General features: G+C 54.5%; 17 protein-coding genes. 12 read left to right on the top strand and 5 right to left on the bottom strand.

What is annotated here, in order from left to right; translation table 11 throughout:
- Nucleotides 1–124 (top strand): transposase (locus HY913_14170; GenBank protein ID MBI4964420.1); only part of this gene is annotated, 124 nt, incomplete at its 5' end.
- A gap of 143 nt (nt 125–267) precedes the next feature.
- Here the strand turns inward: HY913_14170 and HY913_14165 are convergent.
- The 5 genes from HY913_14165 to HY913_14145 all read right to left on the bottom strand — a co-directional run bounded on the left by HY913_14165 (nt 268) and on the right by HY913_14145 (nt 6,014).
- Nucleotides 268–1,569 (bottom strand): 2-oxoacid:acceptor oxidoreductase family protein, encoded by a 1,302-nt coding sequence (locus tag HY913_14165; protein ID MBI4964419.1) that lies wholly within the window; start codon nt 1,567–1,569, stop codon nt 268–270.
- The gene (locus tag HY913_14160) at nt 1,562–2,680 is read right to left on the bottom strand and encodes a pyruvate flavodoxin/ferredoxin oxidoreductase (protein MBI4964418.1); all 1,119 of its coding nucleotides are present in this window, start codon (nt 2,678–2,680) and stop codon (nt 1,562–1,564) included. Before HY913_14160 ends, HY913_14165 begins: the two co-directional genes overlap by 8 nt.
- Nucleotides 2,681–2,730: 50 nt before the next feature.
- Entirely contained in the window at nt 2,731–4,239 is a 1,509-nt protein-coding gene (locus HY913_14155; protein ID MBI4964417.1) for a tripartite tricarboxylate transporter permease, read from the bottom strand.
- Between the two features lie 31 nt (nt 4,240–4,270).
- Nucleotides 4,271–4,723, bottom strand: a complete 453-nt coding sequence (locus tag HY913_14150; GenBank protein MBI4964416.1) for a tripartite tricarboxylate transporter TctB family protein — start codon at nt 4,721–4,723, stop codon at nt 4,271–4,273.
- A 325-nt stretch (nt 4,724–5,048) separates the two neighbouring features.
- Nucleotides 5,049–6,014: a tripartite tricarboxylate transporter substrate binding protein gene (locus tag HY913_14145; protein MBI4964415.1), complete on the bottom strand. Its 966-nt coding sequence runs from the start codon at nt 6,012–6,014 to the stop codon at nt 5,049–5,051.
- 442 nt (nt 6,015–6,456) lie between these two features.
- Between HY913_14145 and HY913_14140 the strand changes: the two genes are divergently transcribed.
- The 11 genes from HY913_14140 to nuoK all read left to right on the top strand — a co-directional run bounded on the left by HY913_14140 (nt 6,457) and on the right by nuoK (nt 15,680).
- Nucleotides 6,457–6,903, top strand: coding sequence for an RpiB/LacA/LacB family sugar-phosphate isomerase (locus HY913_14140; protein ID MBI4964414.1), 447 nt, complete (start codon nt 6,457–6,459; stop codon nt 6,901–6,903).
- Between the two features lie 73 nt (nt 6,904–6,976).
- A complete protein-coding gene (gene pgl, locus HY913_14135) occupies nt 6,977–7,717 on the top strand; it encodes a 6-phosphogluconolactonase (GenBank protein MBI4964413.1) in 741 nt (246 codons plus the stop codon).
- A gap of 732 nt (nt 7,718–8,449) precedes the next feature.
- Nucleotides 8,450–8,749 (top strand): hypothetical protein, encoded by a 300-nt coding sequence (locus HY913_14130; protein ID MBI4964412.1) that lies wholly within the window; start codon nt 8,450–8,452, stop codon nt 8,747–8,749.
- A gap of 62 nt (nt 8,750–8,811) precedes the next feature.
- The gene (locus HY913_14125; GenBank protein MBI4964411.1) at nt 8,812–10,038 is read left to right on the top strand and encodes a hypothetical protein; all 1,227 of its coding nucleotides are present in this window, start codon (nt 8,812–8,814) and stop codon (nt 10,036–10,038) included.
- A 95-nt stretch (nt 10,039–10,133) separates the two neighbouring features.
- Nucleotides 10,134–10,472, top strand: a complete 339-nt coding sequence (locus tag HY913_14120) for a hypothetical protein (protein MBI4964410.1) — start codon at nt 10,134–10,136, stop codon at nt 10,470–10,472.
- A 6-nt stretch (nt 10,473–10,478) separates the two neighbouring features.
- A complete protein-coding gene (locus HY913_14115; GenBank protein MBI4964409.1) occupies nt 10,479–11,660 on the top strand; it encodes a S8 family serine peptidase in 1,182 nt (393 codons plus the stop codon).
- A gap of 66 nt (nt 11,661–11,726) precedes the next feature.
- Nucleotides 11,727–12,680, top strand: a complete 954-nt coding sequence (locus tag HY913_14110; GenBank protein MBI4964408.1) for a trypsin-like peptidase domain-containing protein — start codon at nt 11,727–11,729, stop codon at nt 12,678–12,680.
- A gap of 662 nt (nt 12,681–13,342) precedes the next feature.
- Nucleotides 13,343–14,296 (top strand): NADH-quinone oxidoreductase subunit NuoH, encoded by a 954-nt coding sequence (gene nuoH / locus HY913_14105; protein ID MBI4964407.1) that lies wholly within the window; start codon nt 13,343–13,345, stop codon nt 14,294–14,296.
- 12 nt (nt 14,297–14,308) lie between these two features.
- A complete protein-coding gene (gene nuoI / locus HY913_14100; GenBank protein MBI4964406.1) occupies nt 14,309–14,824 on the top strand; it encodes an NADH-quinone oxidoreductase subunit NuoI in 516 nt (171 codons plus the stop codon).
- Between the two features lie 26 nt (nt 14,825–14,850).
- Entirely contained in the window at nt 14,851–15,372 is a 522-nt protein-coding gene (gene nuoJ / locus HY913_14095; GenBank protein MBI4964405.1) for an NADH-quinone oxidoreductase subunit J, read from the top strand.
- On the top strand, nt 15,372–15,680 hold the full coding sequence (gene nuoK, locus HY913_14090; GenBank protein MBI4964404.1) for an NADH-quinone oxidoreductase subunit NuoK: 309 nt from the start codon (nt 15,372–15,374) through the stop codon (nt 15,678–15,680). The genes nuoJ and nuoK overlap by 1 nt, the downstream gene beginning before the upstream one ends.
- Nucleotide 15,681: the final 1 nt, after the last annotated feature.

Raw genomic sequence — 15,681 nt, 5'->3', positions numbered from 1 at the left:
CGAAGAAGAGTTCAAAAAGGAACTCGAACAGTACATCTACTACTACAACAACCTAAGACCGCATCAAGCCCTAGGGGGGAAAACTCCCCTAGAATTCCTCGAGTCTTGTCCACGAATTACTTGACACGTACAGCAATGACATGGTTCGCGCGTGCGGTCTCCCCCGCAAGATTAAACAGTTATTGCTCTCCCATTCGGTCGACATCTTCGGCAAGGACTATGACCACGTGCTGGTGAAAGAAGGCATCCTTGTCGGTTTGGTCGTAATTAAGAAGTCTGCGCCATTACGGTTTCGACCACAGTCTTGACGCTCGCCAGGACCTTTCCCCCAAAGCGGTATGCCAAGGCGGATTCGAGCATAGGCTCGTCGATCACGGTCTGCATCTTGGCTATGACCGCGAGGGCGGCCACGGCCCAATCCTGGCCCTTCAGGCCCAGTGCCTTGAAGTCAACTTCCCGGACTTTGGCCTTGGTTTCCGGAATTGCTACGCCGGATGCCTGAATCACGAGCGTGCTCTCGTCGGCGCCGGCAAAAACGTTTTTACGGCGCGCCACGCCTTCCGGGGCCAAAGCAAGAATCACTGAAGGTAGGCCGATCTCCGGGTAATCAATTTCCGCGGGGGACAGGATCAGTTCGGTAATCGAGGGGCCTCGGAGCACTGTGATGTCGTAGTCGTTCTTCTGAGTCACGTACAGGCCGGCCGACATCGCTGCCATCCCGAGAAGTTCGCCGGCAGTAATTACCCGCTGGCCCGCGGAGCCAAGGATAATCACGTCCTGGCGTCCCTCTCCGGCTGGTTTGAGAGCAGCTTCTATGGCTATGGGGGCCTTCGCTCGCACTTGTTGGCGTGCCAACTCTCGATAAGCTCGGCCGTACTCGGGCCGGGTATTGGTCGGTACCGGGCCGTTTGCTTGGCCATTTCGGGCCAGGTCTGCCTCGATCATCCCCGGTGTCAACTTGTTTCTTTTTGTATACCGGCCCGGGCATATGCCGAGGATCTCCACTATGGAAAACCCGTCAAACACGATGGCTTCTTCAATGGTTTTGTCCAGGCCCTTTTGATAGCCCGAAACCGAAGCAACATAGGGTGCGCCGGCCGCGGTGGCGACTGAATGCAGATCCAGGGGCCTATCCAACCGGTTCAGAAAACCCGAGGCGACTTCGGCCTCACTTGGAGTGGTGGAGGAACACTGTCCGCCTGTCATGCCGAAGTTGAAGTTGTTGAGCACCAGCAATGTGATGTTCACATTTCTCCGGCAAGCGGCCAATAGGTGGGCTCCCCCTATTCCTAGGCCACCGTCACCCATGGTCGCGACCACTTGCAGTTCGGGGCGACAAAGCTTTATCCCCGCAGCGTACGTGAGAACGCGACCGTGAAGGCCGTGAAGCGCGTGGGTGTTGAAAAAGGTATCGAACAGACCTGAGCAACCGATGTCACTGACCAGGCAAATCCGGTTTCCTTCGAGGCCCATATTTTGAAACGCCTTGTCCAAGGCTCGAACTACAATCTCATGCCCGCACCCGGGGCAGAAAACCGGCGGTCGGCTTTTGTTCAACAGACTAGTCAATTACCGCCTCCATGATCTGTGACGGGCTGATGAGCTTGCCATCCATCCCTCCGGTGAATTCGACGTTGTGGTGATTGAGGATACGAGCTACTTCCAGCACATACTGTCCCTGATTCATTTCCACGACCAGAACTCTTTTGATGCTGTCGGCCGCACGGCAAATAACGCTTTCCGGCACCGGATACAACGTCTTGAGCACCAGCAGGCTCGCCTTTCGGCCTGTTTTGTTTAGCTCACGGCATGCCAGCCGAGCGGCCCGTGAAGTGATGCCGTACGTGACCACAAGCGTCCGGGCGCCCTCGACCGGTTCCTCGTGGTAATAGCTGAATCGGTCGGCATTTGCCGTCAGTTTTCTCTCCAACCTTTCATTGGCAGCTCGTATGGCCGCCGGGTCTGTGGTTATGTACCCGTTTTCTCCGTGGGTGGACGATGTTTGGCGCACCACGGTCTTGGCCCCAATGGGCAGGAAATAGGGCACGCCGGAATCCGGCGCAGGCCGAAAAGGGACAAAAGGCATCCCCTCCTGTGCCGGGAGCCTATTGATTATAGGTACTCTCTCCAGTTCGGCAAAATTCACCGTTTCACCGGTCAGGCCGATCTCTTTGTTGGAAGCGATGAACACGGGACACCGGTACTGCTCCGCGAGATTGAAAGCGTGCATGGTTATCGGGAAACAGTCGGCCACATCCGCGGGCGCGAGCACGATCACGGGCAGTCCGCCGGAGCTTCCCCAGCGCATGAATTGAATGTCACCGTCCGCGCCCTTGGTAGCGGACCCGGTGGATGGCCCCAAGCGCTGGACGTTTACGATAACCACCGGGATTTCCGATCCTATGGCAAACGAGATGTTTTCACTGTACAGGCTAATTCCGGGACCGGACGTGGCGGTCATGGCCTTCCAGCCTGCCATAGACGCTCCGAGGCAATAGCCGAGCGAGGCTATTTCATCCTCTCCCTGAAGCACAATTCCCCCTTCGGGAGGCAGAATTCGGAGCATACTGTTGTAGATCGTTGTCGCCGGTGTAATCGGATAACCCGCGAAAAAGCGGCAGCCGGCCTCATAAGCGGCCCAGGCAATAACCTCGTTACCCTCCATTAAGGTCAAACCCATAATTGGACTCCGAGCGGATTCATGTTCTTCGCATTAGTTCATCGGGCAGGCTAATCTTCACTCTCCAGAGTTGCCCCGGGGCGTTTTCGCCCGAAGTGAGGTACGAGAGGGATTAAAAGCAAAATCAGGCCGATCCCCAGACACACTGCTGAAATAGGCCTTGTCACGAAAATGCCGAAGCTGCCCTTGGATATGAGCAGGGATTGTTTGAGTGAATACTCCAGCAGAGGCCCGAGAACGAAGGCTAAAATGAACGGCGGGGCCTCGTACTTGAATTTTTTCATGAGATAGCCGATCACCCCGAACACGAGCATGAAGAAGATGTCCATCACGCTGTTCGAGATGGTGTAACTGCCTATCAGACAGAATAGGACTATGACAGGCATCATAATAGCATAGGGGACCTTCAGAAACTGGACCCACATCCCCACTAAGGGCAAATTCAAGACCAGGAGCATGACGTTCCCGAGGTACATGCTGGCCACCACGCCCCAAAAGACCTCCGGGTGCTGGGTGATAAGGAGCGGACCCGGTGTCACTCCATGAATAATTAGAGCGCCGAGCAGCATAGCCATGACCACATTCGAGGGTAGGCCCAGGGTAAGCAACGGGATAAACGCGGACTGTGCCGCTGAGTTGTTGGCTGCCTCGGGCGCAGCCACTCCCTCGATCATACCGGTCCCGAACTCATCCCCGCGCGGGGAAAACCTTTTTTCCACAGCGTACGCGACGAACGAGGACAGGACCGCCCCACCACCAGGAAGGATCCCCAGGAAGAAACCGACCAAGGTCCCTCGGACAAGGGCCCATTTGCACCTGATCCAGTCTTCCAAAGTAGGAAGGAGCCCTTTGACTTTGGTTTTGAATATCTCCAAATCTATCTTGGTTTCAAGATTGAGTAGTACTTCCGAGATGCCGAAGAGTCCCATGACGACCGGAACGAGGCCAACGCCATCCATGAGTTCCATGGTCCCGAAGGTGAATCGGGTTGTTCCCGACACTACGTCCTGCCCGACCGCTCCCACGATGAGACCGAAGCAAGCCATCATTAGAGATCTGATCATGGAGGTGGATGACAGGAATGTCAGGACGACCAGACCCAGGCACATCAGGGAGAAGTATTCGGGAGGGCCGAAACGCAATGCAAATCCGACCAACGGCGGCGCGAGCAACGTCAGCCCGAGGATTCCCACCGTGCCGGCGATAAAAGAGCAGAACGCAGCCATGCCCAAGGCCGCGCCGGCCCGCCCTGCGCGGGCCATGCGATACCCGTCCAGGCACGTCATCACCGAAGCCGCTTCCCCGGGTATGTTGACCAGGATAGAGGTGGTCGATCCCCCGTACATGGCTCCGTAATAGATCCCGGCCAGCATGATAACGGCTGAAACGGGCTGTACCTGAAAGGTGACGGGCAAAAGAAGGGACATGGCCGCGGTCGGCCCCAGCCCCGGCAACACCCCCACCATTGTGCCAATCAAGCAGCCCAGAAAACAATAGAACAGGTTGATCGGCTGCAGGGCAACCTGAAAGCCCAGGGCGAGCTGAGTCAAAACGTCCATGGTGCCTCCATACAGCGACCATGAATCATGGCTAAAAAACCAGAATTCCTGATGGCAATCTTACGTCCAGCAATAGGACAAAGAAAACGTAAACAGCGGCCAATGACAAGATGCTTGCCAATAGCACTACGTGCCAACGGTACGGTTCAACCGCCCGAAACAGAAAGAGCAAGAGCAAGAACGTGCAAAGGAAAAACCCCAAGGTGTTGAGCAGAGCCACGTACAGCAAGAGGGTCAGTATCACCAGACCCAGTTTGAGGATCTTCACCCCTGCCCACACAGATGGCTCTTCCTTAGCCTTCTCGGTGGCAGTTTGGACCAGCGAAATCAACGAAAGAAGGCCAAGGAGTACACCGGCCCAGAACGGTAGAAAACCCGGGCCCGGACTCGTGAATTCCCCTATCCCCAGACTCCAGGACTCCACACACACAGCCACCGCCAGGACCAACCAGAAGCCATCAGCTATCAAATACTGCTTTGTCAAAGCTAGCGCCTCACACGATTGAGCCTCGTTCTCATCCAGCGTAAGCATTCACCGGGCTAACTGCGCCTTGGCGTGGTACGCATGGCGAACTTGGAGGGAGATAGGGCTTGCGGACCTGCCGAGAACTTTCATCAGCGTCCCGGCAGGGTTGGCCGGTGGATTTTTGGGCAACCTGTTGGGGGTACCGGTTTTTTGACGGCACTGCAAGTACTGCGGGGCCGCCCCTCCAAACCTCCCCCATCGAGATTTCGAGCCCTTATGGCTATCTTGCTGATCGGTTATCAAACCCGCTGTGGGCTACCGAACGCTCTGTTGCTTGCGACGGCTATTCCTTCTTGATGAACTTCTTGACGTGATCACCAGCCTCAACGTAGGCGTCTGCCCAGAACTTCGCGTAATCATTGCCGTCCTGATACAGGACCGGCAACTCATAACTTTCCATGGTGGATAGGAACGCCGGGTCTTCCATCGCCTTCTTGAACCCGTCATGTAGGGTCTTGACCACTTCTTTGGGCATGTTCTTAGGGCCGAAAATCCCGAAGGGCGAATTATGCACCACCTTGTAGCCTAGTTCAGCCACGGTCGGGGCATCCGGAAAAGCCTTGATCCGTTTGTCTGCGAAAACGGCCAACACACGAACTTGCCCGGCCTGGGCCAAGGGCACCCAGCCTGATGTAGTGGACATGAAATCCACGTGGCCCCCCAAAACCGCTGCGGATGATTCCTGGTCTCCTTTGGAGGGAATATGAGAGAGCTTAATACCGGTGTTGTAGGCCAACTCCTCCATGGCCACGTGGCCGCCTGTGCCCACCCCGGAGGCCATGTACGTCAGTTTACCCGGATTGGCTTTTGCATGAGCCACCAACTCTCCCAAATCCTTGAACTGAGAGTCGCTTTTCACCACTATGCCGTACAAATACCCACCGACCCGGATGATGGGAGTGAGGTCTTTAACCGTGTCAAAGGGCAATTTATTTATATACGAGTTCCGAAGCAGGCTGGTCACGGCTACGGACAGGAGATAACCATCCGGCTTCTTGCCTACGATGCTCCCTACACCTACGGCGCCTCCGCCTCCACTCTTGTTTTCGACGATTACGGGTTGCCCCAGGTGTTTCTTGGCTGCTTCGGCCAACGCGCGTATGGCTACGTCCGTAGACCCGCCTGCCGGGTACGGAACGATCACGGTGATCGGCTTATCCGGAAAGCCCGCGGCCAGTCCAACGGCAGGACACAAGGCAAGCGCACACAAGAGCACTGCCAAAGTCAACATCCAACTCGCAGATCTCATGACTACACCTCACCACAATGTCTCTTTGTCGGGAGCAGAAGTCGTGACCCCAAATCGCGCAAAACCTACCTCTTCAGCGATTGGCGAGCGTTCTGACCAGTAGTCTGACGACTTCCCGGACCAATGGGAGGGATCGCATCGCGGCGGATCTTGTTCCGAACACTGAATCGGTTGCGGCAGCCGGTGAAAATCAGCAGGGGTGACGCGGGTCCAGCCTACTCACAGGCGTTCCGCGTGTCAAGGCTTATTGTGGCCCGGAATCCGCGATTCGCCAATGCCTTCACTCTCCTGTCTCTGCCCTCAATTTCATGCTGGAAAGGACGAAGCCCCTGTGCCATACTCTTTTCATCCCACAAGAAAAACGAGGTTCTTCATTTCTGCGCGGCCCACGATCAGGGCCGCCGGTGTCAATCAATTGTGATAGGGCAAAGGAATTACTGAAATGTCCAGAATAGGCATAGCTGCCGATCACGGAGGCTTCAGACTCAAAGAGGAGATATCGGCCAGACTCAAATCCGCGGGACACACTGTACTGGATTTCGGGGCCGCTGACCTTCAAGACACGGACGATTATCCCGATTTCGTAATTCCTCTGGCTCAGGCCGTGGCTAGTGGAGAAGTAGAACGCGGCATCGCAGTATGTGGTAGTGGGGTCGGCGCCTGTATCGCGGCCAACAAGATCTCGCATGTCAGAGCCGCCTTGGTCCATGAAACATTTTCGGCTCATCAGGGAGTGGAAGACGATAACATGAATCTCATTTGTCTCGGCGGCCGTGTGGTCGGCTCTTCCCTGGCCTGGGAATTGGTTGAAGCTTTTTTGAATGCTGAATTTACAGGAGCGGAACGCCACAAAAGACGCCTTGCCAAAATAAGCGCACTGGAAAGGTGAAAACCGAACGCTTACTGTCATCGGATAACGGCCAAATAAGAAAAGAGAATTTGCGGCAACGGCTACATGCGGAATGACTATTCGCGTCTTTTCGGATACTGAAGAACTTAGCAAAGCTGCGGCTGACCTCTTCGTGCAGTCTTCCCGGGATGCTGTCGCTGCAAAGGGTCGTTTTTCCGTGGCGCTTTCCGGCGGCGGTTCTCCCCGCGAGACCCACCGAATGCTGGCCCAATCACCGCACCGGGAAAAGGTACCGTGGGAAAAAGTGCACGTGTTCTGGGGTGACGAGCGGTGCGTGGCTCCAGGCGATCCTAGACATAATGCCACAACCGCTTTTGAGGACATGTTGAACCATGTTCCCGTGAAGACAAATCATATCCACGCCATTTCGTGCAACGAATCACCCGGAACCGCGGCCGAAGCATACGACTCCTTGCTTCGCGACTTTTTCAAGGATACTCCGACGAGCTTTGATCTGATCTTCCTGGGGTTGGGGCAAGACGGCCATACAGCTTCGCTTTTTCCTCACAATCCTGTCTTGGACGAAAAGGAAAGATGGGCAAAAGAGGTCTTTGTTCCGGAACAGAGGATGTATCGTGTGACTCTGACCGCGGCTGTCATTAACAGGGCGGATTATGTCGTGTTCCTGGTTTATGGCGATGGCAAATCGCAGGTGCTGCGAGATGTTCTGGAAGGACCGCATGCCCCCCAATTGCTGCCCGCTCAGTTGATAAGACCGGCCAAAGGAAAATTGCTTTGGCTCGTGGACGAATCAGCAGCCTCCAAATTGACGACCATACCCCCTAAAGGCTGAACAGAAGGACTAAAGGAGATTACGCAAGAAGACTCGGTGAGGTGGTGTTTGGCTGGTCAGCTCAGGTACGCGGGGAGGCTCGGGAGATTTCAAAAGGCGATCTCTCCATGGGGAATGAACGGAGGACCGGATTTCCAGCGACCGCGCTCCGCGATCTCGGTGGCCTATGACGTGAGGGAGCTGTTGCTTCCTCGGGTAAAGCGTCCCTGAGCAAGTAAATTGTACCACGCCATGGAAAAAATATTGCAGGCTCGCGCTCGATTCTGTACACTGAAAGTGGTACCCCCTTTGCCCCGTGATTGTTTTCTTTCTCACTAGTAATGAAGATCTTGCGCAATTAATTGGGGGCGTTGATCTGTTCCTTTGGTTTTGAGCGCAGGGTAAACCGGCCATTGGGTCATCGGGTGCATGGATGAAAATAACGATGTTGGAAATTTTCTAGAGCAAAGATTCCTGTTCTCACGAATTTGAAGGGGGCTCTTGATTATGCTCCCCGTCGCTTCCACGGCCCGCATCGGCCAAAAGTGAACAACGGCATCATTTGGATTTTGAGGGGGACAAGCTTGATCCACAAAGCCATCAAGCCTTTCTGATCCGAAACAATACGGTGTGGGGGGGCTGAATCGCGGGCAGTGGAATGCCGGCCGGCTAATGGTTTGTCTGGCGAGCATGGATTTCGCTCTCTCATATGGCGGCAATTGAGCGTATCACCCGGATGAGCAGGAGGCGACCATGGGCATGTATGACGTTTTTGTGGTGGCAAAGAATGGAGCGTTGGCCGCAGTCAGAGGAACCACATACACCGTGCAACAAGGCATTGAATTATATGCAACCGTCGGAACATCCTCCGACTATGCCTATTCACGCCATTTAGCGGACCCATCCAAACCGAAAGTCATAGGATTTACCGTCGAATTCAGCAAACGAGGATTCATCCCGCCTTTTTCGGAAATGCAGATGATTATCAAGGAAATCAATGCTGCGGTGATGGAGCTGTGCTGGATCGCCTGTGCCGACGTGCTGCGGCCATAAGTTACTAAACCTGACATCGGGGCTATACGAAGGCCCCACAACTTCTTCAGGGGGGAAAGACAATGCCTGGATTGTATTCGAAGGTTTTCAGAATCGTCGTGGCTTTCATGGCAGCGTTCTTGATTATGTCGGGGATGGCTTCGGCGGCCGACGAAAAATCTGCTCCCAATCTGTTCGAGCAGATCCCGGCAGACCTCAAGGCCATGCCTCCGAGCGTGGACGAAGGGCTCGCCAAGATCAAACAAAACAAGATGGTTGTAGGCATCAACGTTGTGAAGATAAATCCTGCCGTATTCGACAATAAGAGGATTAATCTCAATGTGCCTGCGGCTCCGGGAGTGGTGGCGGAAACCGCCGAAGTAACTAAACGCGCGCCGAACGATTTTACGTGGATCGGGAAGTTTCCCGAACCCACGGGTGATGCGGTCATGGTCGTGAAGAACGGGCAGGTGACTGGATCAATACGAGCGGGCGCCGCATTGTACAGGGTTTGGCCTCTGGGCGAAGGACAACATGCCGTGGTTCAGATCGACCAATCGAAATTCCCGAAAGAGCATCCGCCCAGCTTTGAAAAGATCGTGCCCGGCACATTGCCGCCTCAAGACAAGAAAAGCGATCAGCCGAGCGGGCCACGGATCGTTACGGCACTGGTGGCGTATACCCCCGCTGCCGCGGCTCAGGTTCCCGGTCCCATGGAGTCATTGATCAACCTGGCCGTGGCGGAAGCCAACCAATCCTACGTCAATAGCCAAATAAACCTTAAATTGGAACTCGTTAATACCCTCAAGGTAAACTATCAGGAGAGCGGCTCATTCGATCAGGATTTGGACCGCTTCATGGGGAAATCGGACGGTTTCATGGACGAAATCCACGGGTTGCGGGATCAGCATAAGGCCGACCTCTGCGTTCTGGTCATCAACGACAACGCTTACTGCGGGTTGGCGGCAGCCATTCTCGCCAAGCCTGAATCCGCCTTTTGCGTCGTGTACCATGACTGTGCAACGGGTTACTATTCTTTTGCACACGAGATCGGGCATTTGCAGGGAGCCAGGCACAACCCTGAAATGGACCCCTCGACACAGCCTTTTCCTTACGGCCACGGGTACTATGTCAATCCCAATTGGCGATCCATCATGTCCTATGCAAACCCGTGCAACTGTCCTCGGATTCAATACTGGTCAAACCCTAATGTGCAATTCCAGGGCGCAGCGATGGGCACCCCTGACAAGAACGATAATGCGCGTGTTATCAACGAGACAGCTCAATACATTTCCGGATTTCGGCAATAAGCGGTCAGTTCGGTGGTGGTGGTGGGCCGGCGGACCATCGCCTCCGGGTTCTCGTTAATAGGACATCATTGGCAATTACCGTGAGAAGGGCAACCGTGACGGAAGACATAACACTTAGAGGATCTATTAATCTTGCGAAAGAGCCTCCCGTTATCCGAGTGGAGGGTTCGCTCATTGTCTATCGAGATGATGATGTCGTCGAGATCAGCCGAATCGAGGCAGACGCGAGCGAGCCATCGGTTCTTTCGTTACGGCTGAGAGTGATCGAAGGCTCTTTTCCCATGAAGGGTGTTGTCCGTCATTGGATCTATGAGGAGGGAGGTGAGCACGTCAGAAATTACAATCGCGTAAGCGTTCAGGACCTGAAGAGCGGAACACGAACAATTGCAGTCCGTGTGCTCAAGTCAAATTACCGGCCAAAACAGAAAGGATAACACCCCATGAAAGAAAAGTACGTGATTTTGCGAAAGAGCGGGGCGTTCATGACTCGAAGTGCCTTTGCAGGCCCGACTGCCTTGACCCTGGAAATGCCGTTGGGTGCGCCTTCTCTGAAAATGGATGTGGACGAGGTCACAAAAAAAGACATCAAATTGCTCCAGCGTGACCAAGGTGTATTGGGCGCGGCTCCGGTTATGCCCATGAAACTGATAGAGCCTCTAAATGTCACGGATGTGGCGGCCCCATCCGGAGAACAGGTCGCATGGGGAGTCAAGGCTGTTCGGGCGGATACATCTCCGTTTACCGGTGACGGGATCGTTGTCGCGGTGCTTGATACCGGAATCGATGCGACGCACCCGGCTTTCGCAGGGGTCGAGCTAATCCGCGAAGACTTCACCGGTGAAGGTGTTGACGACAGTCATGGTCACGGCACTCATTGCGCGGGCACTATTTTTGGTCGAGACGTAAACGGATTCCGCATCGGGATTGCTCCGGGAGTAAAGAAAGCCGTCATAGGCAAAGTCCTTGGAAGAGAAGGAGGTTCTACCGAACAAATCTGGAAGGCCGTTCAATGGGCTGTCGAAAAAGGAGCCAATGTGGTCTCCATGTCTTTGGGTATGGATTTCCCGGGATTGGTAAAAATCATGATAGAGCAGGGCATCCCGCCGGAACCTGCTGCCTCACGAGCATTGGAAGGTTATCGGGCCAATGTCCTTCTATTCGAGAACTTGGCTCGATTCGTAGACTCCCAGGCCAGTCTTGTTCAAGGCGCGGTCCTTGTTGCGGCGGCCGGCAATGAGAGCAACCGGCCGGCCTGGGAAATCGCGGTGGCTCCTCCGGCCGTTGCCGGGGGAATAGTCTCAGTGGCGGCCGTAGGTCAGCAAGACGGCAAATTGGTAGTCGCGAAATTCTCCAACACAGGGGCGGACATCAGCGCCCCAGGTGTAGGGGTAATCTCGGCGAAACTCGGAGGGGGACTTCGATCGTCGAGCGGAACGAGCATGGCTTGTCCGCACGTTGCCGGTGTCGCGGTCTTGTGGGCGGAGAAAATGAAGAAAACCCTCGCTCTGACCCCCGATAGACTTATTGCAAACGTTGTCGGCAAGGCAACTCTTGCGGATCTTGCCCCGGGTTTCAATGCAGTGGATATCGGAAATGGCGTCGTGGTGGCGCCGCAAGACTGAGAACGCCGTGCTGATTCCGGCAAGCTTCAATTGATGGCGCTGGCTTTCAATGAAAGGAAGAACACCATGAGTGACATCCAATTGCTCGAATCACTGTCCGCAGAGGAACTCAGAGCGGAGTTGGCCGCCAGGGAAGCGAAGACCAAAGGTGCTCTGGCGATGCCGGCAAGCGAATCGCTCAAACACGTTACCAGCGCGACAATCGTCGAGGTACTGAGGGCCCAGCAGAAGGTCATTTACGGGATTGATGACCGGCAGGATATTTGGGAGCTGTCTTCCGCTGATCCAATGAAATCCCAAGCCGATAGCGTGGTCGCATTGTTTGAGGCAGGCAGCATAACAGACAACGGCAACGGGACCTCAAGCCTCCAGACGACAAAATTCCGGACAGCTCGCAATCTCTGCCCTGAAGAACGATTTGGCGAGCAACCTGTGGGGGCTTTTTGCACCGGTTTCCTGGTCGCACCGGACATAATAGCCACCGCCGGGCACTGCGCTAACGCAAGCAATGTGCAGGATGTGCGCTTCGTCTTCGGCTTCGAAATGGAAAACGAAACAAAAGCCCGATTAATTATTGATAATAATGAGATCTACCGAGGCGTGAACATCATCGGGCGGCAGGAGATAGCCAGTGGAGCGGATTGGGCTCTAATACGTATTGATCGCGCGGTCACAAACCATCCCGTGCTGCAAGTCCGCAAAAGTGGAAAAATCAATGACAATCAATCCGTTTACGTGATCGGCCACCCAAGCGGCCTGCCAAAGAAGGTTGCAGGAGGGTCCGCCGTAAGGAAAAACGAATCCCCGGAGTTCTTTGTTGCCAACACCGATACATATGGAGGCAATTCGGGCTCACCGGTATTCAACGCCAACAGTCATCAGGTGGAGGGTATTCTGGTGCGAGGAGAGACCGACTTCGTGACGCAAGGCAATTGCACGGTATCTCTCGTTTGCCCTGCCAGCGGATGCCGGGGTGAAGACTGTACTCGAACGTCGGTGTTCGCGTCACTGATTCCGTGAAAATGATGAACCAAAGCCTGGCCGTCATTCCATGACGGACAAACTATAGTCGTTCTCGAAAGCAAACACGAATTAGTTTGCCGGTGTCCCGCCAACGCGGGACGACCTCATTCGGGAAGAGCTTTTGGGAAAAACTATAGTAGCCCCGCATCTCAAGCGATGCCTTCTGCATTGGGTGCCACGGACCTGGGCCTTGCCAGGTCCGTGCTTCCTGCCGTTTCTATCGCCACGACAACTCGGAAGATTCCCAGCTTTACCGATCCATCGGCTCGCTTTTCAATTTGGTGTTCAGTGCTGGGGACGACCTTGCTGTTTTCCAAGAAAGCCGGCACGGACCTGACGGAGCCTAGGTCCGTGGCACCCGGGATTCAATCCGTGATAACTTTCAAGAACTGCTATAGTGCGTCAAGGCCCTCGCGATGAGTTGGTTACGGTTTAGCGAAGTCTTGCCTTGACACGATGCACTCCGACATACATAGTGTTTCCAAAATAAAGATGTCTCGGATACGCGGAAATTACCAAATTAGTAGGGCGAGATTTGTATCTTGCACTAAAACGGAAATTCTTGAAAAGTTGATTATGGTGTTTCGATCGAGTGTAAGTGTTGCAGGCCAGAAGGTCTTTCTCGGGCAGGGACCCAAAACCATGTCCAGAGACTTGATATGCAAGAGATCATCAAACCCGTAATAACAGTAATAGCGGTTCTGTTGGCGGTCATAGGCTTGGCCGCAGGTCTTATTTGGCTGGAACGGCGCCTGCTGGGCCTATGGCAGGACCGGTACGGGCCCAATCGGGTGGGGCCGTTCGGCCTTCTGCAGGTGGCTGCGGACATGATCAAGATCTTCACCAAGGAAGACTGGGTCCCACCGTTTGCAGATAAGCCCGTCTTTGTTCTTGCTCCATGTGTGATAGTCGTTACCGTATTGATGTCGTTTGCCGTGATCCCGTTTGCTCCGGGAATAGCAGTGGTGAATCTCAACGTTGGGCTGCTTTTTCTCTTGGCCATGTCGTCGTTGACTGTGTATAGCCTGACACTGGCCGGTTGGGCATCGGGAAGCAAATACTCTCTCTTGGGAGGCCTCCGTGCCGCGGCCCAGATGCTGGGCTATGAAGTGTTTATGGGACTGTCGCTGATGGGAGTGGTTATTCTCGCCGGGTCATTTGACCTGCGGGACATTGTGGAAGCGCAAGAGGAAATGTGGTTCTGCATCCCGCAGTTTCTTGGTCTGGTGATATTCCTGGTCGCGGGATTTGCAGAAACCCGGCGAATACCGTTTGATATCCCGGAGGCGGAGAGCGAGCTTGTTGCGGGTTACCACACCGAGTATTCCGGAATGAAATTCGGTATGTTCTTTGTCGGAGAGTATCTCGGCATAACGCTAATATCGGCACTGACCGTGACCCTGTTTTTCGGAGGATGGTCAGGCCCGGTACTGCCTCCGGTGATCTGGTTCTTCCTGAAGACCCTTTTTTTCATCGGTTTGTTCATACTGGTGCGAGCGACCCTGCCGCGGCTGAGGTACGATCAGCTTCTCGTCTTCGGCTGGAAAGTTATGCTGCCGCTTTCGCTGCTCAACCTGGTCGCAACCGGTGGAATTGTTCTGACGATCGGTTGATGTGAGGGCTCCATGTTCAGTCTGCTAAAGGGACTCTGGACCATACTATTACATGCGTTTCGCAAGAGAGAGACAATCCTTTATCCGGAGGAGAAGCCTTACATCCCGCCGAGATGGAGGGGTCGTATCATCCTTTCGCGCGATCCGGACGGGGGCGAGCGGTGTGTAGCATGCTACTTATGCGCCGTGGCTTGCCCTGTAGACTGCATATCGCTTCAGGCTACTCAGGACGAACACGGCAGGCGGTACCCGGAGTTCTTCCGCATCAATTTCTCACGGTGCATATTTTGCGGCTTTTGCGAGGAAGCTTGCCCGACTTACGCTATCCAACTCACGCCGGACTTTGAGATGAGCGAATATCACAGGGCCTCACTGGTTTACGAAAAGAAAGACCTGCTTATCAATGGACCGGGAAAATACCCGGGTTACAATTTCTATAGGGTCGCGGGTGTTTCCATAGCCGGAAAGGATAAGGGGGAGGCCGAGGATGAGGAACCACCGGTGGATGTGCACACTTTGATCCCGTAGTATCCACCTGCTTCGAGGGACGCTCTATGACCGTGGTTTTCTATGTGTCGGCCGCTGTTGCGGTAATTTCCACCATCATGGTGATCACCAGGCTCAACGCTGTACATGCGCTGCTGTACCTCATACTGTCACTTTTATCCGTAGCATTGATTTTCTTCGCGCTTGGAGCGCCTTTTGTGGCTGCACTGGAGGTCATTATCTATGCCGGTGCGATAATGGTGCTCTTCATATTTGCCATTATGATACTCAACCTGGGGCCGGGGGCACTGGAGCAGGAGCGGGTTTGGCTCAAGCCCGGGACCTGGCGGGGACCCGGTCTGCTGGCAGGGGTGCTGCTGTGCGAATTGCTATATGTCTTTGTTTCCGGCGGGAACGAGTCATTTGCCGCTGTGAACGTCTCTCCCAAAGAAGTGGGAATTGTTTTGTTCGGCCCTTACCTGCTTGGCGTCGAGTTGGCCTCATTGCTGTTGATGGCGGGCCTGATCGGAGCTTATCATCTGGGACGGCGCATTAGATCCGCGGAGCCGGAGAAAGGGGAGGACTCCTGATGGCGTCCATTCCGATGGAGCACGGTTTAATCTTGGCCGGGATACTTTTCGGCTTGGGGCTGGTCGGAGTGCTCGTTCGCAGAAATATAATCTTTATGTTGATGTCTATTGAAATAATGTTGAATGCCGCAGGGCTGGCTTTTGTGGTAGCCGGGGCCAGGTGGCAGCAGGCCGACGGTCAGATAATGTTCATTTTTATTCTCACTATGGCAGCAGCCGAGGTTTCGGTCGGCTTGGCGTTGATACTCCAATTTTATCACCATTTTAAGACACTCGATGCAGACGCTGCGCGGCAAATGCGAGGCTAAT

Origin of the sequence: Desulfomonile tiedjei (assembly GCA_016212925.1) — a bacterium.
Lineage (GTDB): Bacteria > Desulfobacterota > Desulfomonilia > Desulfomonilales > Desulfomonilaceae > JACRDF01.
Note: the sequence above shows the minus strand (reverse complement) of the source record. Positions and strands in the feature narration are given on the sequence as shown.

What these genes read in the sequence shown, in the direction of transcription:
- HY913_14145 (MBI4964415.1), bottom strand. Translation starts at nt 6,014, where the DNA reads ATGAGATCTGCGAGTTGGATGTTGACTTTGGCAGTGCTCTTGTGTGCG.
- nuoI (MBI4964406.1), top strand. Translation starts at nt 14,309, where the DNA reads ATGTTCAGTCTGCTAAAGGGACTCTGGACCATACTATTACATGCGTTT.
- nuoK (MBI4964404.1), top strand. Translation starts at nt 15,372, where the DNA reads ATGGCGTCCATTCCGATGGAGCACGGTTTAATCTTGGCCGGGATACTT.
- nuoJ (MBI4964405.1), top strand. Translation starts at nt 14,851, where the DNA reads ATGACCGTGGTTTTCTATGTGTCGGCCGCTGTTGCGGTAATTTCCACC.
- nuoH (MBI4964407.1), top strand. Translation starts at nt 13,343, where the DNA reads ATGCAAGAGATCATCAAACCCGTAATAACAGTAATAGCGGTTCTGTTG.
- HY913_14115 (MBI4964409.1), top strand. Translation starts at nt 10,479, where the DNA reads ATGAAAGAAAAGTACGTGATTTTGCGAAAGAGCGGGGCGTTCATGACT.
- HY913_14125 (MBI4964411.1), top strand. Translation starts at nt 8,812, where the DNA reads ATGCCTGGATTGTATTCGAAGGTTTTCAGAATCGTCGTGGCTTTCATG.
- pgl (MBI4964413.1), top strand. Translation starts at nt 6,977, where the DNA reads ATGACTATTCGCGTCTTTTCGGATACTGAAGAACTTAGCAAAGCTGCG.
- HY913_14155 (MBI4964417.1), bottom strand. Translation starts at nt 4,239, where the DNA reads ATGGACGTTTTGACTCAGCTCGCCCTGGGCTTTCAGGTTGCCCTGCAG.
- HY913_14160 (MBI4964418.1), bottom strand. Translation starts at nt 2,680, where the DNA reads ATGGGTTTGACCTTAATGGAGGGTAACGAGGTTATTGCCTGGGCCGCT.
- HY913_14110 (MBI4964408.1), top strand. Translation starts at nt 11,727, where the DNA reads ATGAGTGACATCCAATTGCTCGAATCACTGTCCGCAGAGGAACTCAGA.
- HY913_14130 (MBI4964412.1), top strand. Translation starts at nt 8,450, where the DNA reads ATGGGCATGTATGACGTTTTTGTGGTGGCAAAGAATGGAGCGTTGGCC.
- HY913_14140 (MBI4964414.1), top strand. Translation starts at nt 6,457, where the DNA reads ATGTCCAGAATAGGCATAGCTGCCGATCACGGAGGCTTCAGACTCAAA.